The sequence below is a fragment of the Nocardioides sp. CCNWLW216 genome (assembly GCF_037120545.1).
GTDB classification, from domain to species: domain Bacteria; phylum Actinomycetota; class Actinomycetes; order Propionibacteriales; family Nocardioidaceae; genus Nocardioides; species Nocardioides lianchengensis.
In genome coordinates, this window is the sequence record NZ_JBBBBJ010000012.1 from 81,055 (window position 1) to 103,530 (window position 22,476).

Sequence of the window (22,476 nt, forward strand, 5' to 3'; positions counted from 1 at the left end):
TGCTGGCTCGGGGGTTCAGGCCTTGAACTGGCCGACGGTGGTGCGCAGCGAGCCGGCCAGCTGGGCCAGCTCGTCGACAGCGGTCTGGGTCTGGGCCAGGGCGGCCGTCGTCGACTCCGCCGCGGCGGAGACCCCCGAGATGTTGGCGGCGATCTCCCCGGAGCCGGTGGCGGCCTCGGCGACGTTGCGGCTCATCTCGTTGGTGGTGGCGGTCTGCTCCTCGACCGCGGCGGCGATGGTGTTCTGGTAGTCGTTGATCGAGGTGATGATCGTGGCGATCTCCCCGATCGCGACCACGGCGCCGGACGTGTCGGCCTGGATGGCCTCGACCCGACGGGCGATGTCCTCGGTGGCGCGGGCGGTCTCCTGGGCCAGCTCCTTGACCTCGTTGGCGACGACGGCGAAGCCCTTGCCGGCCTCGCCGGCGCGGGCGGCCTCGATGGTCGCGTTGAGGGCCAGCAGGTTGGTCTGCTCGGCGATCGAGGTGATCGTCTTGACGACCGCGCCGATCTCCTGCGAGGAGACGCCGAGCTTGGCGACGGTCTCGTTGGTGACCTCGACGGAGGTGACGGCCTCGCCGGCGACGCGGGCGGCCTCGTTGGCGGAGTGGGCGATCTCGCGGATGGACGCCCCCATCTCCTCGGCACCCGCGGAGACGGTCCCGACGTTGCGGGAGACCTCCTCGGCGGCGCCGGTGACGACGCCGGCCTGGACCGAGGTCTCCTCGGCGCCGGCGGCGATCTGCTGCGACGACGCGGAGAGCTCCTCCGACGACGCGGCGACCGCGTCGGCCGAGGACATCACCGAGTTCATCAGCTCGCGGAGCTTCTCGGTGGCGACGTCGAGGCTGGCGGCCATCCGGCCGACCTCGTCCTCGGAGTCGACCTCGGCGCGCCGGGTGAGGTCGCCGTCGGCGAGGGCGTCGGCGACGTCCTTGACCTTCCCGACGTTGCGGGCCTGGACGTTCGCCACCCACAGGCCCAGGGCCAGGGAGAGGGCGACGCCGATGACCAGCACCAGGATCGCGGTGAGCCGGTTGGCCTCGTAAGAGTCCTGAACCAGCGTCACGGCCTCGGCGGCTTCCGTTGCCTCGATCTCGTTCAGGGTCGCGATGGAGTCCGTCATCGCGGCGGTGAACGGTTTGATGACGGTGTCGTTGGCCTTCGTCCATTCGGCTCGGTCGCCCTTCACGGCCAGGGGCGCCATGACGCTCTGCTGGGCGTCGACGTAGCCGGCGAGGGCGGTGGTGAGGGCGTCGAGTGCGTCCTGCCGCTCTGGGTCGACTCCGCTCTCGATGTAGCGAGACTCGGCCTCGTCGAAGTCGTCCTGCAGGTCGACGAGCTCGCCGAGCGCCGTCTGGGTGTCCTCGGGCGATGCCGCGATCAGGGCGTCGCGAGCCTTCTGGCGCATCTGGAAGACGACGATCTCCATGTCGGCGGCCGCGGCGCTGCCCTGGAGGTTGCTGGCGTACATGCTCTCGGCCGCATCGGCCGAGGCACCGAGGGAGCGGAGCCCCATCACGCCCACGACCAGGGCCACGATCGCCGTCAGGAGGACGGCGCTGAGGATCTTGGTGCGGACACCCCGGTTGCGTGCCCACTTCAAGGGTGAGGTCCGGGCGGGTGCGGTGACGGTGGACATGAGGGGGGCTCCTGGCAGGGGGATCAGGCGGTGCGGAACCGCGCGACCTCGGAGTTGAGGTCGGCGGCCATGGTGGCCAGCTCGGAGATCGCGGTCAGCGTCTGGTTGACGGCCTGGGTCGTGGTCTCGGCCGCGGTGGCCACGCCGGAGATGTTGGTCGCGATCTCGCCGGAGCCGGTGGAGGCCTCCCCGACGTTGCGGGACATCTCGTTGGTGGTGGCGGTCTGCTCCTCGACCGCGGAGGCGATCGTGAGCTGGTAGTCGTTGATGCTGGTGATGATCGTGGCGATCTCGCCGATCGCGTCGACGGCACCGCCAGTGTCGGCCTGGATGGCCTCGACGCGCCGGGCGATGTCCTCGGTGGCGCGGGCGGTCTCCTGGGCCAGCTCCTTGACCTCGTTGGCGACGACGGCGAAGCCCTTGCCGGCCTCGCCGGCGCGGGCGGCCTCGATGGTGGCGTTGAGGGCGAGGAGGTTGGTCTGCTCGGCGATCGAGGTGATCACCTTGACCACGTTGCCGATCTCCTGGCTCGACGTCCCGAGCTTCGCGACGGTCTCGTTGGTCGTGTCGACCATGGAGACGGCCTGGGAGGCGACGCGGGCGGCCTCGTTGGCGGAGTGGGCGATCTCGCGGATCGAGGCGCCCATCTCCTCGGCGCCGGCGGCGACGGTCCCGACGTTGCGGGAGACCTCCTCGGCGGCACCCGAGACGACGCCGGCCTGGACCGAGGTCTCCTCGGCACCGGCGGCGATCTGCTGCGAGCTGGCGGACAGCTCCTCGGAGGAGGCGGCCACGGCGTGGGCCGACGCGGAGACGGCCCCGATGATCCGGCCGACGGAGTCGACGGACTGGTTGAGCGCGTGCTCGAGCTCGCCGAGCTCGGCGGCCGACTTCTCCTCCGCGCGCTGGGTGAGGTCACCGTCGGCGAAGGCCTTCAGGACGTCGATGCTGCTGCGCAGCGGGAGGGTGATCGAGCGGGCGATCAGGAAGGCGAGGGAGACCAGCGCGAGCAGGCCCACGAGGCCGGCGATGATCAGCAGCCGCTGGGCGGAGCCCAGGCTCTCGTCCATCTGCTCGCTCTCGGTGTCGGACAGCGCGGTGACCGCCTCGATCGCGGCACCGACGACGGCGTCGGTGGCGTCGTTGGCGGCCTGCACCTCCTCGACGATCTGCGGACCCTTGGCCTGCCACTGCTGCTGGTCGGCCGCGACCTTCGCGACGATGCCGCCGATGGCCTCGCCGTAGGTGGTGAAGGCCTGGGCGAACGCCTGGGCCTCCTCGCCGCCGTCGTCGAGCCCGAGGTCGCGAAGATCCTCGAGGTACCCCTGCACCTGGGCGAGGTCGTCCTCGACGTCCGCCTGCAGCGCGCCCGGGTCGTCCGAGGCGAGCGCCTTCAGGCCGGTGACCTTCAGCTCGCTCGCCCGGGTGTCGATGGCGCGCAGGACGACGACGGCGTCGTCGTACTTCTCGACCTCGTTGTTCTGGTGGTCGAGGGTGCGGAGTCCGTTGAGCGCGACGCCTCCGATGACGACGGCCGTGACGGCGCCGATGCCGGAGATGGCCGCCAGCCGACGGCCCACCGTCCAGGTGATGGGGCTCTTCATGATGGATCTGGTCCTTTCGGGACGTTGAGGTCAGGCGGCGACCGCACGGTCGACGTCCAGGGCGAGCAACAGCTGGTCGTCGAGCTTGTAGGCCCCGAGGATCAGCTCCCGAGAGGGTCCGGACAGGGTGTCCGGGGGAGATTCGAACTGGTCGTCCTCGACGTCCACGACGGAGCCGATGGAGTCGACCAGGAACGCGACCGGCTCGCCGGCCACGCGGATGACCACGAGCATCGGCTCGTGCTCGGTGCTGCGCGGGGGCAGCTGGAGCTGCTCGCGCAGGTCGACGGCGCTGAGCACCTGCCCACGCAGGTTGATCAGGCCCGCCAGGGTCTGCGGGGCGAGCGGGATCCGGGTGCGGGGGAGACCGCGCAGGACCTCCTGGACCGCGCCCACGCCGACGCCGTACATCCGGTCGTCGAGGGTGAAGGTCACCAGCCGGGTGCTCACATCGCCTCCTGGAGCTCGTTCGTCGCGAGGCCGGCGAGCTCCGCGTCGGTGATGGAGTAGAACTTCGGGTCGGCCGCGAGGATCGCGGCGCGGACGTCGAGGACCTCGACGATCCGGTCGCGGATGAGCGCGCTGCCGAGCAGCCCGTGGTCGTCGATGTCGCTGCTGACCTGGGCCTCGTCGTCGACGATGTCGACGATCTCGTCGACCACGATCGCGACGCTGCGCGAGCCGGCCGAGTAGACGACGACCACCAGGTCCTCGCCCTCGCGCTCGCTGTAGGCGCCGAGGTGGCTGTTGAGACGCAGCAGCGGCAGGATCGCGCCGCGGTACTGCACGACCTCGCGGCTGCCGACCTGCTCGACCTGGTCGGTCGGGATGTTCTCCAACCGGGTGACCGAGGACAGCGGGATCGCCACGCGACGACCACCGCCGATGCCGGCGATCAGCATCCGCAGGTGCTCGCTGGTGCCGAGGGTCTCGTCGGTGACCGAGGTGTCGGTGCGCTCGGAGACGTCGGCGACCAGGGCCCGGCGGGCCAGGGCCTGCACGTCGAGGATGAGGGCCACGCGGCCGTCGCCCAGGATCGTCGCGCCGGAGTAGGTGCCGAGCGCCTTCAGCTGCGAGCCGAGCGGCTTGACCACGATCTCCTCGGTGTTGAGGACGCGGTCGATGACCAGGCCGAAGCGCTTGGAGTCGGCCTGCAGCACGGCGATCAGCACGTGGCCGTCCGAGCGGTCGGACTCGACGCCCAGGACGTCGGTGAGCCGGACCAGGGGCAGCAGCGTGCCGCGCAGGCGGTAGACCGAGGCGCCGTTGACGTCCTCGACGGCCGTCGCGGCGCGGTCGGCGTCCAGCGCCACCAGCTCCAGCAGGCTGACCTGCGGAATGGCGTAGCGGTCGCCGGCGCACTCGACGGTGAGCGCGGGGACGATGGCGAGGGTGAGCGGGATCCGCAGGCGGCACGTCGTACCGCGCCCGACGACGGACTCGACCTCGATGTTGCCGCCGATGCCCTCGATGTTGGTGCGGACGACGTCCATGCCGACACCGCGCCCGGAGACGTTGGTGACGGCCGCGGCGGTCGAGAAGCCGGGCAGGAAGATCAGCTGCAGGATGTCGGCCTGCGACATCGCGGCGACCTGGGCCTCGGTGCGCAGCCCGCGCTGGACCGCCTTGGCGGCGATCTTCTCGGCGTCGATGCCGCCGCCGTCGTCGCAGACCTCGACGACGACCTGGCCGCCCTCGTGGTAGGCGCGCAGCGTCAGGGTGCCCTCGGCCGACTTGCCGGCGGCGACGCGCTCCTCCGGGCTCTCGAGCCCGTGGTCGACGGCGTTGCGGACCAGGTGGGTCAGCGGGTCCTTGACCGACTCCAGGAGCGAGCGGTCGAGCTCGGTCTCGCGACCGACCATCGCCAGGGAGACCTTCTTGCCGCACTGGGCACCCAGGTCGCGCACGACGCGGGGCAGCTTGGACCAGAGGTGGTCGATCGGCTGCATGCGCGTCTTCATGACGCCCTCCTGCAGCTCGGTCGCGATCAGGTTCAGCCGCTGCGAGGAGCGGGCGAGGTCCTGGTCGGCCTGCTCGCCGGCCTGGCGGACGATCTGGTTGCGGGTCAGCACCAGCTCGCCCACGAGGCGCATCAGGGTGTCGAGCACGTCGACGTCGACGCGGATCGAGGACTCGGCGACGGTACGACGCGCGGCGGGCTCGTCGGTGGTCTGTTCGGCCTTGGGCGCCTTCGCCGGAGCGGGCGCGGGAGCCGGAGCGGCCGGGACCTCGGCGACCGGCGCGGGGGCCGGCTCGGGCTCGACGGCCTGCTCGGCCACGGCGGTGCTGAGCTCCTCGAGGAGCTCGGCCACGACCTCGGCGACCGGCTCGGCGACGGGCTCGGTCACGACCTCGGCGACCGGCTCGGGGGCCTCCGCGACCTCCGGGGCGGCGGCGACCGGCGCGGGGGCGACCTGGCCGCCCTCCAGCACGATGGTGATGTCGGCGACCACGCTGTCGACGACGACGCCGCTCTCGTTGCCCGAGGCCTCGATCGCGGACAGCAGCTCGCGGACCTTGTCCACCATGGCGAGCAGCACGTCCGTCGTCTGGGGCGTCATCGACATCTTGCCGTCGCGCAGCCGGGCCAGGAGGTTCTCGCCCACGTGGGCGACCGCCTCGAGGCTGCCGAACGCGAGGAAGCCGCTCGTGCCCTTGATCGTGTGGATCGTCCGGAAGATGCTGCCGAGCAGCTCCCGCGACCCGGGGGACTGCTCGAGTGCGACCAGGTCACGATCGAGCTGGTCCAGGTTCTCGTGGCTCTCCACGAGGAACTCCTGGACGATCTCGTCCATCTCCTCCACGGTGCCCGCCTTTCGTATGGTCACATCCGTCGATGTCCTGCCCATCGACCGCTGGGCGGGGGACCTGAGGCGAACGCGGGCGCCGTCCGGGGCGCGACGTAGCCTGAGGGCATGTCGTTGCTCCGCCAGCCGATCCTGCTGCTCGCGCGCAGCCACCGGGTCAAGTCGCTCGTCAGCACGCTCCCGGTCTCGGCGGGCATCGTCACGGGCTACGTGCCCGGCGAGACGACCGAGGCCGCGGTCGCGGCGACCGGCCGGCTCGCCGCGGACGGCCTCCGGGCCACGCTCGACCACCTGGGCGAGGACACGCTGGACTCCGGCCAGGCCGACGCGACGACCGAGGCGTACGTCGTACTCCTGCGCGAGCTGGCCGCGGCCGGGCTCACCCCCGGTGCCGAGGTGTCGGTGAAGCTCTCGGCGATCGGTCAGGCGCTGCCCGACATCGGGCCCAAGGTCGCGCTCGAGAACGCCCGCACCATCTGCCGCGCGGCCCGCAACGCCGGCACCACGGTCACCCTCGACATGGAGGACCACACCACCACCGACTCGACGCTGGCGATCCTGCGCGAGCTGCGCAAGGACTTCCCCGAGACCGGGGCCGTGCTCCAGGCCTACCTGCGCCGTACCGAGGCCGACTGCCGCGCGCTCTCCTACGAGGGCTCGCGCGTCCGGCTCTGCAAGGGCGCCTACTCCGAGCCGGAGAGCGTGGCCTTCACCGACCGCCTCGACGTCGACAGGTCCTACGTCCGCTGCCTGAAGGTGCTGCTGGCCGGCCGCGGCTACCCGATGATCGCCACCCACGACCCGCGGATGGTCGAGATCGCCTCGTCACTGGCCAGCCGCTTCAGCCGGGCGCCGGGCTCCTACGAGTTCCAGATGCTCTACGGCATCCGTCCCGAGGAGCAGAAGCGGCTCGCGGCCGCGGGCGAGACCGTCCGGGTCTACGTCCCCTACGGCGCCGAGTGGTACGGCTACCTCATGCGCCGGCTCGCCGAGCGTCCGCAGAACCTGTCATTCTTCGCCCGGTCCCTGATCAGCAAGAAGTGAACTAGGAGAACGATGAGCTCGCAGACCGCCATCCTCGGCGCCGGGGTGATGGGCGAGACCCTGCTCTCCGGCCTGGTCCGCGCCGGTCGCCGGGTCGACCACCTGCTGGTGGGCGAGAAGCGTCCCGAGCGGGCCCGCGAGCTGGAGGAGCGGTACGGCGTCGCCGTCGTCGGCAACGTCGAGGCGGCCCGCCGGGCCGACACCGTGGCGCTCGTGGTGAAGCCGCAGGACATGGCCGACGTGCTGGCCGAGATCGCCCCCGAGCTCCGGCCCGGGCAGCTGCTGGTCTCCCTGGCCGCCGGCATCACCACCGCGTTCATCGAGTCCCGGGTGCCGGCGGGCGTCGCCGTCGTCCGGGTCATGCCGAACACGCCGGCGCTGGTCGACGAGGGCATGGCCGCGATCTCGCCCGGCTCCCACTGCAGCGAGGACCACCTCGCCGAGGCCGAGGCGCTGATGGGCTCGGTCGGCAAGGTGCTGCGCATCCCCGAGCGGCAGCAGGACGCGGTCACGGCCATCTCGGGCAGCGGGCCGGCGTACATCTTCTTCGTGGTGGAGTCGATGATTGAGGCCGGCGTCCACCTCGGCCTGCCCCGCTCGACCGCCACCGACCTGGTCATCCAGACCCTGGTCGGCTCGGCCAAGATGCTCCGCGAGACCGGCACCCACCCGACGGTCCTGCGCGAGCAGGTCACCTCGCCCGCCGGCACCACCGCTGCGGCCCTGCGCGAGCTGGAGATCCACAAGGTCCGGGCCGCGTTCCTGGCCGCGATGGAGGCCGCGCGCGACCGCTCGCGGGCCCTGGCCGAGGGCAGCTGATGCTTCCCGCTCGTCTGGGGTGCCACCCCGGACGAGCACGCCCGGCCCTACCCGGCCGACCTCCTGGTCGACCGGCCGCTGCTGCTGACCCGCGCGGTCGCCGTCGCCGCGCCGGTGGAGCTGATCTGGCGCTGGCTGTGCCAGGTCGCGGTCGCGCCGTACTCCTACGACCTGATCGACAACCGGGGCCGCCGCTCGCCGCGCTCACTCACCCCGGGCGCCGACCGCCTGGAGCTCGGCCAGACCATGGCCATGGTCTTCACGCTGACGTCGTACGACGTGCCGCGGCAGTGGACGGCCCTCACCGACGCCCGCGGGCAGCGGCTGTTCGGCCCGTGCGCGATGACCTACGCCGCCGAGCCGGACGGGCCGGGTGCCTCCCGGATCGTGTGTCGCCTGGCGGCCGCCGCGGGCGGCGTGCGGACCCTCCGCGCCCACGCGCTCGCCTGGGGCGACCTGGTGATGATGCGCAAGCAGCTGCGCACCCTGCGCGACCTCGCCGAGCGGGATGCGCGAACGGCCGGTCCGGATGCGCCGGCACCGGTTCCTGAACGGGCACGACGACCGCCCGACACGTGACCGACCTCGTCTTGGGCCCGGGCGACGTGACCAGGCGCCACCCGTCGTGGGCCGTGGGCTCAGCCCGGTCTCCGCGCCCTCGAAGTCGCGAGCTGAGTCTTCCGCCTCCACCTCGTAGCCGCGCTGGGTGGCGAAGGCGAGCTCCTGGTGCCGGCGACGAAGCTCCTCGATGTCTCCCGCGGTGCACCCGGCCGACGGGGTGACAGGACCGGGCCGGTCGCGGGCCCACCGAGGCCTGAACATGCCGCTGAGTGTGACTCCGGAGCGGCCCAGGACGCCAACATCCATCGACGTGTGCGTGTGGGGGCATGCCCGTGGCCCTGCCGAGGGTTCTCGGTCAGGGCTGCGGGGTGGTGGTGCCGGTGTGGTCGCGCGTGAAGGTCAGTCCGTTGGGGCTGCGCCAGACGAATGTCGTGTCGTCGATCTTGTTGTAGCGCCATCTGGTGTGGGTCTTGGCGCGGTGATGTCGTCGGCAGAGTGGGGCGATGTTGCAGTCGCAGGTCGGACCGCCTCTGGATGCTGGGTCGTTGTGGTCGTGGTCGCACGACCTGGCCCTGCGGCGGCACCAGGGGAAGACACAGGATTGCTGAAGCAGGGCCTGGCGTTCCTTCAACCTGTCCGGGACCTCGTAGGCATCCACGTGCACGTGACCGGCCAGGTCGATCACGGGCTTGATGACGACCTGACTGTCTCCGTCCTGACACCAGCTCTTGACCTGCTCGACGGAGATCATCGACCGGGTGTTCTCGACGCGGGCGATGGCGGCGTCGGCGAGGTGCACGTGCACCACGACCTGCCGGGGTCGCTTCCGGTCCGGGTCGGGTTCGGGTTCGGCGTTCAGGTCGAGGGTGAGCTGGCGGCGGGCCAGGTCACCGACGGCGATGGATCGGCGTACGTCGAGGGAGAGGTCGGCGGCGATCGTTCCGAGGTGGGTCGCACCCCGCGCGACGGCATCCTCCAGATCCAGTGCGTCGACCAGGTCCAAGGTGCCGCGGACTTCGACGTGGCCGTCGTAGGAGACCTGCTGCACCTCGATGTCGAAGTGCCGCACCTCGGCCGCATCCCGGGCCCGCTGCCGGGCTGCTTCGGGGTCGAAGCGGGTGCGGGCTTCTTCGATGGTCCGGTCGAGTTGGGCGATCGAGATCTTGTGCGCCACTGAGGCGACGTGGGTGTCGACGAACTCGGCGCCGTCTTCGGGGAGGTCGATGGTCTCGGCGGCGATGCGTCGGGCCTTCCACACCGGAAGGTCCAACGACTGGACGCGTTCGTAGACCCTGGGGAGTCGGTGGGCGAGCTCGACGGCGTGTCCGAGGTAGATCCGCCCGGAGTCGGACGACAGGCCGAGCGCAGCGGAGAACTCCAGCACGGAGAACTCAGCGATCAGGGGTGCGCCGGGTCCGGCGATAGCCATCTCGTCCTCACAACCCGGCACCCAGACGGCGGCAGCGTCGGTCAGGGAGTCGGTGGAGTGCATGCCGGCCCAGGTGACGGCGGCAGCGAGCTGGTCGGCCTCGGCCTGGAGCTGCACGGTGCGTCGGGCGCGCACGAAGGCGAGCACCGTGGGTGCGGTGTCGCAGTCGTCGAGGTCCCGAGCCATGCCGTCATTCTAGTCGAACAGGTGATCGAATGCGAGGGTTGTTCACAGCCTTGGCCGAACGGTCGACCCCAAGAGACCGAAAGCTAGAAGCAGGCTCGTGATGGCCCTTGATCACCGCGGACGGTGAGCACCCTTTCTTTCAGTAAATGTCTTTGAACCGGCCTGGTGCCAGGCGCAGACGCCACGGCAGAGGCCGGCTCGAACGAGGTCAGCGGCAGGGCTGCGGGGGTCTCGACGGGCGTTCAGGACTTCGTCCTTCACTGCTCGACCACCGGTGGGGCGACTGGTCCGAACAAGGTCAGTGGCAGGGCTGCGGGGGTCTCGACGGGCGTTCAGGACTTCGTCCTTCACTGCTCGACCACCGGTGGCGCGACCGGCTCGAACGAGGTGAGCGGCAGGGCTGCAGGGGTCTCGACGGGCGCTCGACCGCTAAGGCGGCCTCGCTGCTCGACCACTGGAGGGGCGAGGTCAGCCGCGCAGGGCGGCCACCAGCCCGAGCACGTCGTCGACGAGCCCGCGCACGAGGGGCAACCGCGACATTCGGACGATCCGGTCCACGACCGGGACGATCCGGGTGACCAGCTCGCGGGAGCGCCGCTGCTCGGGGCTGTCGTCGTACACCCAGAAGAGCACGACGCCCATCTGGAGCAGCCACAGCAGCTCGGGCAGCTCGCGACGCACGTTGGGGGCGAGCTTGAGGTCGGTGCCCTCGACGACCCGGGCGTAGAGCCCGGTGGAGGCGGCGCGCGCGGGCGCCGACTCGGCGCTGAAGGGGGACAGGGGCGAGCGCGGGTCGGCGGCGTTCTTGAAGAACTGTCCCGCGAACTCGTGGCTCGGAGCGGCGACGTCGAGCCACACCTCGAGGACGCCGCGCAGTCGGGCGTCGAAGGCGGTCTCCCGCTTGAGCACGTCGGCGGCCGCGTCGGCGTGCTCGTCCTGCATCCGGTCGTAGAACGCCTGGATCAGGTGTTCCTTGGAGCCGAAGTAGTAGTAGGCGTTGCCGACCGAGACGCCGGCCTCGGCCGCGATGGCCCGCATGGTGGTCCGGTCGTAGCCGTCGCGGCGGAACAGTCGCATCGCCGACTCCAGGATGGTGCCGCGGGTCTGCTCAGCCTTGGGCGAGCGGGGCGCAGGATCCGGCACAGGGCTCAGGGTAGTCACCCCTCTCGCGAACCGGGGCGGAGTGCAGCAGGTGACGCAGTCCGGCGGCCGAGTACGCCGCGCCGCGGGCGAGGGGCAGCCACTGCGGTCGGGCCAGCCGCTCGGCGAGGCCGCGGTGCGTCCGGGTGGCCCACAGGCACATCACCCAGGCGTGCTCGTTGGTCCACACCGACCCGTCCGACCCGACGACCGTGATGTCGCGCAGCGTCGCTGCGTGGTCGAGCGTCGGGAACATCCGCCGAGCCTCATCCGAGCCGGCCGGCACCAGGTCGAGCGGCACCAGGAAAGCCTGGCCGGCCAGCCACGACGCGAACCGCCGGCAGAGCGGGCAGCCCGGGTCGTGGAGGACGACGAGCCGGTCGACGTCGATCACGGGAGCGTCACCGCCCCGGCGCCGGGTACGGCGCGGCGTACGGCGCCACGTGCGCCTGGGGCGGGACGGGTGCGCTGCGCAGCGACTCCATCCGGCCGCGGCGACGGATCGCGTTGAAGACGTAGACGTTGAAGAAGTGCAGGACGCCGAGGACCAGGGTCACGACCCCGACCTTCACGCTGAGCTCCTCGAACAGTCCGGCGGCGTCCGGGACGGTGGTCCCGATCCGCAGGTAGAGGCTGACGAAACCCAGGTTGAGCAGGTAGAAGCCGACGACCAGCAGCGTGTTGACGGCCTCGGCGAGCCGGTCGTTGCCGGCGAAGACGTCCTCCAGGAACACCTTCCCGTTGCGCGACAGGGTGGTGGCCACCCACACGGTCAACGGCACGGTCACCAGCAGGTAGACCACGTAGGTTCCGACGGTCCAGGTCATCTCAATCTCCTTGAACGTGTTCAAAAATGGGATGTCCCGAACTGTAGAGCAAGTTCTGAACGCGTTCAACTACAGGCCGACGGCGGCCTCGGCCGCGGCCAGCACCGGCGACGCCAGGGCACGGGCGCGGACCGCGCCGGCGTCGTACACCTCCGAGACGTGGGCGGCGTCGGCCGCGAGCTCGGCGTAGCGCTCCTGCAGCGGCCCGAGCTCGGCCACCACCGCGTCGGTCACCGCCTTCTTCAGGGCGCCGTACGTCGTCAGCCCGTCGGCCGACCCGCCGCAGGCGACCAGGATCTCCAGCAGGTTCGTGACCCCAGGCTTCGCGGCTCGGTCCGCGCGGACGGCGGCCGGCCCGGTCTCGGAGTCGGTGACCGCGCGCGCCACCTTCCGTCGTACGACGTCCGGCGGGTCGAGCAGGAGGATGCTGCCGGCGGCGTCGGCCGACTTGCTCATCTTGCGGGTCGGCTCGGCGAGGTCCATGACCCGCGCCCCGGCCGCGGGCGTGACGGCCTCGGGCACGATGAAGACCTCGCCGTACGTCCGGTTGAAGCGGAGGGCGAGGTCGCGGGTCAGCTCGACGTGCTGGCGCTGGTCGTCGCCGACGGGGACCTGGGTCGGGCGGTAGAGCAGGATGTCGGCCGCCATCAGCACCGGGTAGGTGAGCAGTGAGGTCCGCGACGACGAGCGGCCCTTCTCCTTGTACTGGATCATCCGCCCCAGCTCGCCGGTGGTCGCGACGCACTCGAGCAGGTAGGCCAGCTCCCGGTGAGCAGGTACGGCGCTCTGCCGGAACAGCGTCGCCCGGTCCAGTCCGGCCGCCAGCAGCAGCGTGGCAATCTCGAGCGATCGCGCGCGCAGCTCGGCCGGGTCGTGGGGGACGGTCATCGCGTGCAGGTCGGACAGCCCGTAGAGGGCGTCGTCCTGTCGAGCGGCCATCGGTCGCAGCGCGCCGAGCAGGTTGCCGAGCGTGAGCCGGCCGGAGGGGGTGAGGAGGGAGAGGGTGCGGGTCATCGGGGCTCCTGGACGAAGGTGGGTGAGGCCCACCGGGAGCGCCGAGAAATCGACGACGGCCGCCCGGAGGGCGGCCGTGGGTGAAGTGCGTGCTTCAGACGTGGTCCGCCGTCAGGCGGGCCACCACTGCAGGGCGAGCGGGGTCGTGAGCACGGACACATCATGGCACGGCGGGCGGCGGCGGGTAGCGTCGCGGACATGCCCGCCTGCGAGGGACCGGCCACGGTCGTCTTCGACCCGACGCTCACCGAGTACGACTTCGGTCCCGCCCACCCGATGTCGCCGCTGCGGGTCGACCTGACGATGCGGCTGGCGACCGAGCTCGGGGTGGTGGGCGCCGGCGGACTGAGGACGGTCGCGGCCCCGATCGCCGACCTCGACCTGCTGGCCACGGTCCACGACCCGGCCATGATCGAGGCGGTGATGCGGGCCGGCCGCACGGTCGCGCCCGACGAGGCGTTCGGCCTGGGCACCGACGACAACCCGGTCTTCGCCGGCATGCACGACGCCTCCTCCCACGTCGTCGGCGCGACCGTCGAGGCGTTCCGGCAGGTGTGGAGCGGCGAGTCGCTGCACTCCGCCAGCATTTGCGGCGGCCTGCACCACGCGATGCCCGAACGGGCCAGCGGCTTCTGCATCTACAACGACGTCGCCGTCGGTATCCGCAGCCTGCTCGACCAGGGGGCGCAGCGGGTGGCTTACGTCGATGTCGACGTCCACCACGGCGACGGCGTCGAGAAGGTCTTCTGGGACGACCCGCGGGTGCTCACCATCTCCCTGCACGAGACCGGCCAGATGCTCTTCCCCGGCACCGGGTTCGCCCACGACGTGGGCGGCCCGGACGCGCAGGGGAGTGCGGTCAACGTCGCGCTCCCGCCCGGCACCGGCGACGGCGGCTGGCTGCGCGCGTTCCATGCGGTCGTGCCCCCGCTGCTGCGCGAGTTCAAGCCCGAGGTGCTGGTCACTCAGCACGGCTGCGACTCCCACGCCGAGGACCCGCTGGCCCACCTGATGCTGACCGTGGACGGGCAGCGGGCGGCCTACCAGGCCCTGCACGACCTGGCCCACGAGGTCGCCGGCGGGCGCTGGGTGGTCACCGGCGGGGGCGGCTACGCGCTGGTCGAGGTGGTGCCGCGTGCCTGGACCCACCTGCTGGGCATCGTCGGCGGCCGGCCCGTCGACCCGCAGACCGAGACGCCGGGCGGCTGGCGCGAGTACGTCGCCGAGTACCTCGGCCGCACCGCGCCGTACCGGCTCACGGACGGGCGGAACCCGGCGTACCGCGACTGGCGCGAGGGCTACGACCCGGACACCTGGCTCGATCGGGCGGTGCACGCGACGCGCACCGAGGTCTTCCCCCTGCACGGCCTCGATCCGCTGCCCTGAGGTCGCCCTGACTCCCACAGGGAGGTTCTGCAAGTCAACACGCCGTAGACCACTGGTGTTTCTTTCGTCCATCCCTTCCCACGAGTCACACCAGGCCCTATTCTCACGACAGCGCCGCCCGTGTGATCACCGGTGGGGAAGCCGGTGGCGGGCGCACAAGAAAGAGAGCTGGTGCACGATGGCTGCCAACTCGTCCGGGGACATCTCCGAAGCGAAGTTTCTGACCGTCGCCGAGGTCGCGTCGATGATGCGGGTCTCGAAGATGACCGTCTACCGCCTGGTCCACAACGGTGACCTGCCCGCCGTGCGGGTCGGCCGGTCGTTCCGCGTCCGCGAGGAGGACGCGAACGAGTACCTCCGCAAGAGCTTCTACGACGCCGGCTGACCGGCCCTCGGGCCGCGATTCTCACCTGCCACCCTGCGGCGGATAGGCTGTCTTGGTCCTGCGGTGTCTCCGCCGGATCGCCTCACAGCTGTTGAAAGGTATCCCGTGGGTTCTGTCATCAAGAAGCGGCGCAAGCGTATGGCCAAGAAGAAGCACCGCAAGCTGCTGAAGAAGACGCGCGTCCAGCGCCGCAAGCTCGGCAAGTAAGCCACCTCCCAGGTCGAGGGGTCGCCATGGGCAGCGCTGGCTCGGTCGTCCTGGTCACGGGCGTGTCCCGCGACCTGGGGCGGAAGTTCGCGCGGTCCGTCGCAGTCGACCCTGCCGTCGACCGGGTGATCGGAGTCGACGTCGTCCCCCCGCGGGGCGACCTCGGCGACGTCTCGTTCGTCCGCGCGGACATCCGCAACCCGGTGATCGCCAAGGTGATCGCCAAGGAGGACGTCGACACCGTCGTCCACATGAGCGTCATCTCGACGCCGGGGAGCGCCGGTGGGCGCAACAGCATGAAAGAGCTGAACGTCATCGGGACGATGCAGCTCCTCGCCGCGTGCCAGAAGGCACCCGGGCTGCGCAACCTCGTGGTCAAGTCGACGACCACCATGTACGGCGCGAGCAGTCGCGACCCTGCGATGTTCACCGAGGACATGGAGCCCCGGCGCGCCCCGCGCTCGGGCTACGCGAAGGACGTCGCCGAGATCGAGGGCTACGTCCGCGGCTTCGCCCGGCGGCGCTCCGACGTACGCGTGGCGACGATCCGGGCGGCCAACGTCATCGGGCCCTACGTCTCGAGCCCGATCACGTCGTACTTCCGGCTGCCGGTGATCCCGACCGTGCTCGGCTTCGACGCGCGGCTGCAGTTCCTCCACGAGCAGGACCTGCTCGAGGTGCTGCGGCAGGCCGTGACCCGCGAGGTCGCCGGCACCTTCAACGTCGCCGGCGACGGCATCCTGATGCTCTCCCAGGCCGTACGACGCCTGCAGCGCCCGACGGTGCCGATGCCCGGGATCCTGGTCGGCAACCTCGGGTCCGTGCTCCGCTCCGCCCGGCTCGCCGACTTCTCGCCCGAGCAGCTGGCGTTCCTGACCTACGGCCGCGGCGTCGACACGACCCGGATGCGCGAGGTGCTCGGCTTCGAGCCGTCGTACTCCACGGCGGAGGCCTTCGCCGACTTCGCCTCGACCCTCACGCCGACCGGCGGTCGCGCCGACCGGGCGCTCGCCGGCGTCGAGCGCCAGCTCACGACCGGCCCTGCAGTGCGCTCGGGAGGCGACCATGGGTGACGCCGAGATCATCCCCATCGGCACCCGCGGCCGGCCCGGCCGCGGCACCGGCAAGCAGCCGTCCTCGGCGGCGCGCGGCCTCGCCGGCGGGTCCAAGCCGGCGAAGCCCCGGGCGGCGACGCGCAAGGCCCGCCCGGCTCCCGAGCCGGCGGGGGTCGAGGAGCCGGTCGAGACCGTCGAGGTGCCCGAGGTGCCCCAGGTGGTCGAGGCCGCCGAGCGTCCGCCGGTGACGACGGTCGACCGCGGCCCGCTCACCGGCATCCCCGCCGCCGACTGGCTCTCGGCGTTCCAGCACGCCGCGCTCGAGGTCTTCGGCGACCAGTGGGAGCCCCAGCTGGCCCGGTTCCTCGCCTTCCTGCGCCGCCGGGTCACCGGCGACTACGCCGTCGACGAGTACGGCTTCGACCAGGAGATCACCGAGCGCTTCTTCATGGCCGCGCTGCGCCCGATCGCCGAGCGGTGGTTCCGGATCGAGGTCCGGGGCATCGAGAACATCCCGACCGAGGGCGGCGCCCTGGTCGTCTCCAACCACTCCGGCACCGTGCCCGTCGACGGGCTGATGACGATGGTCTCGGTCCACGACCAGACCGGCCGGTTCCTCCGGCCGCTCGGCGCTGACCTGGTCTTCCGGCTGCCGGTCGTCTCGGCGCTGGCCCGCAAGAGCGGGGCCACCCTGGCCTGCACCGAGGACGCGGAGCGGATGCTGAGCGGGGGCGAGCTGGTCGGCGTGTGGCCGGAGGGCTTCAAGGGCATCGGCAAGCCCTACTCGGAGCGCTACAAGCTCCAGCGGTTCGGGCGGGGCGGATTCGTCTCCGCCGCGCTGCGCACCGGCGTGCCGATCGTGCCGCTGTCGGTGGTCGGCGCCGAGGAGATCTACCCGCTGGTCGGCAACGTCCCGTCGCTGGCCCGGTTGCTCGGCGTCCCCTACATCCCCATCACGCCGCTCTTCCCGCTGCTGGGGCCGCTCGGCCTGGTGCCGCTGCCGTCGAAGTGGCTGCTGGAGTTCGGCGAGCCGATCCGCACCGACGAGTACGACCGGGGCGCTGCGGACGACCCGATGCTGGTCTTCAACGTCACCGACCAGGTGCGCGAGACGATCCAGCAGACCCTCTACTCGCTGCTGATGAAGCGGGAGTCGGTCTTCCGCTGACCGGAGTGGTCAGGGCTTGGTGGTCGGCTTCGGCGGGTTGAGCAGGCCGCCCACGATGTCGCCGACGCCTTCGAGCGTGTCGGTCACGATCGGGATCTCGGGGTCCTCGGTGGGCGTCGAGCTGCTGCCGCCGCCGAGCAGCCCGTTGACCAGGTCCTCGACGGGGTTCTTGCCGCCCGAGGAGCCGGAGCCGCCCGAGCCACCCGAGCCGCCGGAGCCGCCCGAGCCGCCGGAGCCGTTGCCCCCACCCGGCGTGGGCAGGGGTACGGCGGGCGCCGTCGGGACCCCGGCCGAGGGCGCGGACTTCCCGGGCTTCGGGGAGGTCGGCTTGCCCCCGCCCGAACCGGGCTTGGGGTCGGCCGTCGTCGGGGCCTGGCCGGTCCCGGAGGAGATCAGCTGGTCGAGGGTGTTGCCGACCGGCTGGAGGAGCGACTGCGGCAGCTGGGTCAGCGACACCACGCAGCTGGGGCAGGCCTGCTGGACGGCGGCCTCGATCGCGGCCAGCACGTTGCCGACCGGCACCAGTGCCTCGCGCACCTCATCGGTGGCGTCGGAGGCCAGCTGGTCGAGGAGGGTGAAGCCGCGGTCGGTGAAGTCCTGCAGCTCGCTCAGCGCCTCGTCGTCGCCCTCGGCGTCGTAGGCGGCGAGCAGCAGGTCACTGGCCTCGGTCGCCTGGGCCGTGAACAGCACGACGGTCTCCTCGACCGCGCGGACGTCGACCTCGCCGGATGCCGAGGCGCGGGTGAGACGGTCGACCTCCTCGAGCCGGCCGCTCGCGTTGGCCAGCAGCGTCGAGCCCTTCTGCTCGTCGTCGACGCTGAGCCCGGTGTGGGCGTTCTCGATGGCCCGCTTGAGCGGGTAGAGCACGTCGCCCGGGAGCGCGGACTGCGCGGCGACCGCCATCGAGGTGGTCGCGCCGATGATGGCGAACCCGCCGACGACGGCGGCCAGTCGGCGCTCGCGCGGCGAGCGGCGTGTCACGGTGAGCCGATCCTGGACGGCGGCGGTCGGCGCGGCGGGGACCAGCTCGGTCTCGGCCGCGGTCATCAGCCGCTCGCGGAGGTCGGCGACGAAGGCGGGCCGGGGCTCGACCGGGGCGGTCGCGCGGAGCGTGCCCACCAGCGCCAGAAGCTCGTCGTACCGTGCGGGGTCGACCGGCCCGGTCGAGGTTCCCTCGACCAGGGAGTCGAACTCCTCGGCGCGTCTGCGCGCCGCGAACACGGGGCTCATCGGTGGATCCGTCCTGTTGTCTCGGCCATGACCGGGCGCGCGGTGGCGCTCCCGGACGAACGTTTCAACGACGGGCGGACGGCGGAGGTTACGGCGTGTGACGCAGGCGTCAGGACGACTTCAGCACGGGTGCTCATCAGCCGCGGATCCCCTCCGGCATCAGCTTGGCGAGGTTGCGCACCCCACGCAGCTGGAGCTGCTTGATCGCGCCGTCGCTGCGGCCCAGGACGGCGGCCGTCTCGGCGATGCTCATGCCCTGCAGGAACCGCATCACCAGGCAGTCGCGCTGCTCGACGGGCAGCTCGGTCAGGGCCCGCAGCAGGATCTCGTTGGTCAGCCCGGCCAGCACCGCGGCCTCGGGGCCCTCGGTGGCGTCGTCGTGCTGACCCATGTCCTCGGTGGCCATCTCCAGCCGGGTCCGGCCCGCCTTGAAGTGGTCGGTGGCCAGGTTGCGCGCGATGGTCATCAGCCAGGCGCCGAAGTCCTTGCCCTGCCAGCGGAAGCTGGTCATGCTCCGCAGCGCCCGGAAGAAGGTCTCCGAGGTCAGGTCCTCGGCGAGCGTGCTCGAGCGGGTCCGGTAGAACAGGAAGCGGTAGACCGAGCCCTGGTAGTGGTCGTAGAGCAGGCCGAACGCCTCGGAGTCGCCCTGGCGGGCCAGCTCGACCAGGGCGATCAGCCGGGTGCGCTCGGCCTCGGACTCCTCCGAGGAGGCGGCCAGCTCGCTGTCGTCGTACGACGAGCCGGGGCCGGTCGGGACCGGGCCACCCTCGCCGGTGAGCGCTTCGGCCAGGAGCATCCCGGGACCCGGCGTGGCGAGGGGCGGCGGGGCCAGCAGCCGCGCGACCTCGGCGCGCAGGGCATCGAGCCCCCGCGCGGCGTCGCGCACGCCATCGCCACGGTGCCACGGCATCTGGTCGATCCCCTCCCGGAAACGCTCGGCCCCATCGAGCGTTCTTCCCACCTTACGCACGAGTAGTCCGGCATGTGAACGAAACCGTCCGCAAAATCCCGGGCAGGGGAAAGCGGTTCAGTGCCGCCGGCGGACGGCCAGACCCGCCGCGACCGCGCCGGTGGCGGCGCCGGTCATCGCGCCGACCAGGAGCCCGGCGCGAGCGGCCTTGCGGCCGGTGCGGTAGTCGCGGACCCGCCAGCCCTGCTCGCGGGCGTGGGCACGCAGCCGGGCGTCGGGATTGATGGCGCACGGGTCGCCCACCATCGAGAGCATGGGGAGGTCGTTGTAGGAGTCGGAGTACGCCGAGCAGGCGGCCAGCTCGAGCTCCTCGCGCGCGGCGAGCGCCTTGACCGCCTCCGCCTTGGCGGGCCCGTGCAGCATGTCGCCGACCAGTCGCCCGGTGTAGACGCCGTCGTCGTGCTCGGCGACGGTGCCCATCGCCCCGGTCAGCCCGAGCCGGCGGGCGATGATCTGGGCGATCTCGATGGGCGCGGCCGTGACCAGCCAGACCCGCTGGCCCTGGTCGAGGTGCATCTGGGCGAGGGCGCGGGTGCCGGGCCAGATCCGGTGGGCCATCGCCTCGTCGAAGATCTCCTCGCCCAGCTCCTCGAGCTCGGTGACGGTGTGGCCGGCGATGAAGGAGAGCGCGGAGTTGCGGGCGTCGGCGACGTGCTCGGGGTCCTCGACGCCGACCACCCGGAAGTAGGCCTGCTTCCAGGCGGCGCCCGCGATCTCGCGGGTGGTGAAGAACTTGCGGCGGTGCAGGCCGCGGGCCAGGTGGAAGATGCTCGCGCCCTGCATCACGGTGTTGTCGACGTCGAAGAACGCCGCCGAGCGGGCGTCGGCCGGGGTGTGCAGGGCCGTCTCGACCTCGGCGGCCGCCGCGGCGGCCTCGCCGGCCAGCGTGGACCGCTGCTGGAGGTTGGGGAGGCTGCGCCGTTCGGCGGGCGGGGTCACCCGGCCAGGGTAGAGCCCCGACCGGTGTCCGGAGGAGTCCGCCGCGTGCCGTTGCGTGGTGTGGAAGTATCCCTCCATGCCTGCCTCAGCCGAGGTTCCCGACGTCCGTGACGTGGCCGACCTGGTCGCCGCCGCCGCTGTGGAGAGCCCGGACAAGCTGGCGGTCGTCGAGGCCGGCGGTCGCAGCATGACCTGGGCGGAGCTCGACGACGAGGTCGGCCGGATCGCCACAGGCCTCGGCGCGGCGGGCATCGTGGCCGGCTACCGCGTGATGCTCGTGCTCGGCAACCGCCTGGAGTTCGTCGCGACGTACTTCGGGGTGCTGCGGTCGCAGGCGGTCGCCGTACCCGTGAACCCGCTGGCGACCCCGGGTGAGCTGGCCCGGATGATCGCCGACTCCGGGGCGAAGATGGTCGTGACCGACCTCGCCGCGGTGCGGGCCGTCCGCGAGGGCGTCGCACTGCTCGCCCGGGCGGTCGACGACCACGCCGCGGGCCGCGCCCCCGAGCTCGACCCCGAGCTGCTGACCCGGGCGGTCACGCCGCGCGTCGTGGTCGCGGGGGCCACGCTGCTGCCCGGCGAGCGCTCCTACGACCACCTGCGCGCCGATCGGGCCCGGTTCGTCCCGCCGCTCCAGGACCCCGAGAAGCTCGCGTGCCTCCTCTACACCAGCGGCACCTCGGGCCGCCCGCGCGCGGCGATGCTCACCCACCGCGCCCTGCTCGCCAACATCGAGCAGGTCGCGGTCGTCGACCCGCCGATGATGCACGGCGACGACGTCGTGCTCGGCGTGCTGCCGCTCTTCCACGTCTACGGCCTCAACGCGGTGCTCGGCGGTGTCGTGCGGCACCGCGCCAAGCTGGTGCTGGTCGAGCGATTCGACCCCCAGGGCACCCTCGACATCATCGACGACGAGGCCTGCAGCGTCGTCCCGGTGGCCCCGCCGGTCTTCGCCTACTGGCGGGGCGAGGACCACCTGGCCGAACGGCTCGGCCCGGTCCGGCTGGTGCTGTCCGGCTCCGCGCCGCTCGCCCCCGAGCTCGTCGAGGAGTTCGTCGTGCGCACCGAGATCCCGGTGCACCAGGGCTACGGCCTCACCGAGGCGTCCCCGGTGGTGACCAGCACCCTCTGCAGCACGCGGCCACCGGCGGCCGGCTCGGTCGGTGCCGCGCTGCCCGGGATCGACCTGCGCCTGATCGACGACGCCGGCCGCGAGCCCGAGGGGGAGGACCCCGGGCAGATCCAGGTGCGGGGGGCCAACCTGTTCAGCGGCTACTGGCCCGACGGCGCCGACGGCCCGGACGACGACGGCTGGTGGTCGACCGGCGACGTCGGCTTCCTCGACGCCGAGGGCGACCTCTTCCTCGTCGACCGGCTCAAGGAGATGGTCATCGTCTCCGGGTTCAACGTCTACCCGGTCGAGGTCGAGGAGGTCATCCGCGAGCTCGACCAGGTGCTGGAGGCCGCCGTCATCGGCGTCGCCGACGAGCACACGGGCGAGGCCGTGGTCGCCTACGTCGTGGCGAACGGTGACGACCCGGCCATCGTCGGCGCCGCCGTCCGCGACCACTGCGAGGCCCGGCTGGCCCGCTTCAAGCGCCCGCAGCGCATCGAGGTCGTCGCCGAGCTCCCGCTCACCGTCACGGGCAAGGTGCAGAAGGGCCGGCTGCGCGGCATCGAGCGCCGCCGCGCGCTGGGCCTGCTGGAGGAGGCGCCGTGACCGCCCGGGTCACGCTCTACTCCAAGCCGGGGTGCCACCTGTGCGACGACGCCCGTGCGGTGGTCGCGCGGGTCTGCGCCGAGCTCGGTGAGGAGTACGACGAGATCTCAATCCTCGACGACCCCGCCCTGCTCGAGCGGTACGGCGAGGAGATCCCGGTGACCCTCGTCGACGGCCGGCAGCACGACTTCTGGCGGGTCAGCGAGGACCGCTTGCGCACGGCTCTCACCTCGTAGCCACCCCTCCGCGGGTGGGACATGTCACATGTGCTAGGCGTGCCCCCGGACGAGGCTTCCGCCGGTTTGTTCTCTCGTTCACAAACTCCTACAGTGAGCGAGCCGTCG

At 71.8% G+C, this 22,476-nt stretch carries 22 protein-coding genes; 10 read left to right on the forward strand and 12 right to left on the reverse strand.

All coding sequences use genetic code 11. From position 1 onward, the window contains the following. Nucleotides 1-15 precede the first annotated feature (15 nt). The 4 genes from V7S47_RS22220 to V7S47_RS22235 are packed head-to-tail and all read right to left on the reverse strand — an operon-like array spanning nt 16 to nt 6,040. Nucleotides 16-1,641: a methyl-accepting chemotaxis protein gene (locus V7S47_RS22220; RefSeq protein WP_336563616.1), complete on the reverse strand. Its 1,626-nt coding sequence runs from the start codon at nt 1,639-1,641 to the stop codon at nt 16-18. 23 nt (nt 1,642-1,664) lie between these two features. Beyond that, nucleotides 1,665-3,245 (reverse strand): methyl-accepting chemotaxis protein, encoded by a 1,581-nt coding sequence (locus V7S47_RS22225; protein WP_336563617.1) that lies wholly within the window; start codon nt 3,243-3,245, stop codon nt 1,665-1,667. Nucleotides 3,246-3,275: 30 nt separating this feature from the next. After that, nucleotides 3,276-3,695, reverse strand: a complete 420-nt coding sequence (locus V7S47_RS22230; RefSeq protein WP_090856687.1) for a chemotaxis protein CheW — start codon at nt 3,693-3,695, stop codon at nt 3,276-3,278. Further along, nucleotides 3,692-6,040: a chemotaxis protein CheW gene (locus V7S47_RS22235; protein WP_336563618.1), complete on the reverse strand. Its 2,349-nt coding sequence runs from the start codon at nt 6,038-6,040 to the stop codon at nt 3,692-3,694. Before V7S47_RS22235 ends, V7S47_RS22230 begins: the two co-directional genes overlap by 4 nt. A 120-nt stretch (nt 6,041-6,160) precedes the next feature. Between V7S47_RS22235 and V7S47_RS22240 the strand changes: the two genes are divergently transcribed. The 3 genes from V7S47_RS22240 to V7S47_RS22250 all read left to right on the forward strand — a co-directional run bounded on the left by V7S47_RS22240 (nt 6,161) and on the right by V7S47_RS22250 (nt 8,494). After that, the gene (locus V7S47_RS22240; RefSeq protein WP_442945373.1) at nt 6,161-7,096 is read left to right on the forward strand and encodes a proline dehydrogenase family protein; all 936 of its coding nucleotides are present in this window, start codon (nt 6,161-6,163) and stop codon (nt 7,094-7,096) included. A gap of 12 nt (nt 7,097-7,108) precedes the next feature. Next, a complete protein-coding gene (gene proC, locus V7S47_RS22245; RefSeq protein WP_090856693.1) occupies nt 7,109-7,915 on the forward strand; it encodes a pyrroline-5-carboxylate reductase in 807 nt (268 codons plus the stop codon). A gap of 114 nt (nt 7,916-8,029) precedes the next feature. Continuing rightward, a complete protein-coding gene (locus V7S47_RS22250; protein WP_336563619.1) occupies nt 8,030-8,494 on the forward strand; it encodes a hypothetical protein in 465 nt (154 codons plus the stop codon). A 337-nt stretch (nt 8,495-8,831) separates the two neighbouring features. On the opposite strand, the gene V7S47_RS22255 is transcribed toward V7S47_RS22250, so the two are convergent. The 5 genes from V7S47_RS22255 to trpS form a co-directional block, all read right to left on the reverse strand. Continuing rightward, complete coding sequence (locus V7S47_RS22255; protein ID WP_336563620.1) at nt 8,832-10,091, reverse strand: HNH endonuclease; 1,260 nt, start codon at nt 10,089-10,091, stop codon at nt 8,832-8,834. A 468-nt stretch (nt 10,092-10,559) separates the two neighbouring features. After that, nucleotides 10,560-11,234: a TetR family transcriptional regulator gene (locus tag V7S47_RS22260; RefSeq protein WP_336563621.1), complete on the reverse strand. Its 675-nt coding sequence runs from the start codon at nt 11,232-11,234 to the stop codon at nt 10,560-10,562. Then, nucleotides 11,200-11,625 (reverse strand): hypothetical protein, encoded by a 426-nt coding sequence (locus tag V7S47_RS22265; RefSeq protein ID WP_336563622.1) that lies wholly within the window; start codon nt 11,623-11,625, stop codon nt 11,200-11,202. The genes V7S47_RS22260 and V7S47_RS22265 overlap by 35 nt, the downstream gene beginning before the upstream one ends. Nucleotides 11,626-11,632: 7 nt before the next feature. Next, nucleotides 11,633-12,058, reverse strand: coding sequence for a hypothetical protein (locus V7S47_RS22270; RefSeq protein WP_336563623.1), 426 nt, complete (start codon nt 12,056-12,058; stop codon nt 11,633-11,635). 69 nt (nt 12,059-12,127) lie between these two features. Beyond that, complete coding sequence (trpS, locus tag V7S47_RS22275; RefSeq protein ID WP_336563624.1) at nt 12,128-13,072, reverse strand: tryptophan--tRNA ligase; 945 nt, start codon at nt 13,070-13,072, stop codon at nt 12,128-12,130. A 198-nt stretch (nt 13,073-13,270) separates the two neighbouring features. Here trpS and V7S47_RS22280 point away from each other — a divergent pair, with 198 nt between their 5' ends. The 5 genes from V7S47_RS22280 to V7S47_RS22300 all read left to right on the forward strand — a co-directional run bounded on the left by V7S47_RS22280 (nt 13,271) and on the right by V7S47_RS22300 (nt 17,273). Further along, complete coding sequence (locus V7S47_RS22280) at nt 13,271-14,458, forward strand: acetoin utilization protein AcuC (protein WP_336563625.1); 1,188 nt, start codon at nt 13,271-13,273, stop codon at nt 14,456-14,458. Nucleotides 14,459-14,636: 178 nt separating this feature from the next. Further along, complete coding sequence (locus V7S47_RS22285; protein WP_090856718.1) at nt 14,637-14,843, forward strand: helix-turn-helix domain-containing protein; 207 nt, start codon at nt 14,637-14,639, stop codon at nt 14,841-14,843. 105 nt (nt 14,844-14,948) lie between these two features. Beyond that, the gene (locus tag V7S47_RS22290; RefSeq protein ID WP_008356322.1) at nt 14,949-15,050 is read left to right on the forward strand and encodes a 30S ribosomal protein bS22; all 102 of its coding nucleotides are present in this window, start codon (nt 14,949-14,951) and stop codon (nt 15,048-15,050) included. Between the two features lie 26 nt (nt 15,051-15,076). After that, nucleotides 15,077-16,123 carry an NAD-dependent epimerase/dehydratase family protein gene (locus V7S47_RS22295; protein ID WP_336563627.1) on the forward strand — a complete coding sequence of 349 codons (1,047 nt, stop codon included), beginning with the start codon at nt 15,077-15,079 and terminating at the stop codon, nt 16,121-16,123. After that, entirely contained in the window at nt 16,116-17,273 is a 1,158-nt protein-coding gene (locus V7S47_RS22300) for a lysophospholipid acyltransferase family protein (protein ID WP_336563628.1), read from the forward strand. Before V7S47_RS22295 ends, V7S47_RS22300 begins: the two co-directional genes overlap by 8 nt. A 9-nt stretch (nt 17,274-17,282) precedes the next feature. Here the strand turns inward: V7S47_RS22300 and V7S47_RS22305 are convergent, their stop codons facing one another. The 3 genes from V7S47_RS22305 to V7S47_RS22315 form a co-directional block, all read right to left on the reverse strand. Next, a complete protein-coding gene (locus V7S47_RS22305; protein WP_336563629.1) occupies nt 17,283-18,503 on the reverse strand; it encodes a DUF5667 domain-containing protein in 1,221 nt (406 codons plus the stop codon). A 136-nt stretch (nt 18,504-18,639) separates the two neighbouring features. Beyond that, entirely contained in the window at nt 18,640-19,413 is a 774-nt protein-coding gene (locus V7S47_RS22310; protein ID WP_336563630.1) for a sigma-70 family RNA polymerase sigma factor, read from the reverse strand. 117 nt (nt 19,414-19,530) lie between these two features. Next, nucleotides 19,531-20,412, reverse strand: coding sequence for an HAD family hydrolase (locus tag V7S47_RS22315; RefSeq protein ID WP_244509399.1), 882 nt, complete (start codon nt 20,410-20,412; stop codon nt 19,531-19,533). 76 nt (nt 20,413-20,488) lie between these two features. Here V7S47_RS22315 and V7S47_RS22320 point away from each other — a divergent pair, with 76 nt between their 5' ends. Both V7S47_RS22320 and V7S47_RS22325 read left to right on the forward strand, forming a co-directional pair. Beyond that, on the forward strand, nt 20,489-22,132 hold the full coding sequence (locus V7S47_RS22320) for a class I adenylate-forming enzyme family protein (protein WP_336563631.1): 1,644 nt from the start codon (nt 20,489-20,491) through the stop codon (nt 22,130-22,132). Then, nucleotides 22,129-22,368, forward strand: a complete 240-nt coding sequence (locus V7S47_RS22325) for a glutaredoxin family protein (protein WP_090856735.1) — start codon at nt 22,129-22,131, stop codon at nt 22,366-22,368. Before V7S47_RS22320 ends, V7S47_RS22325 begins: the two co-directional genes overlap by 4 nt. The last annotated feature ends 108 nt before the right edge of the window (nt 22,369-22,476 follow it).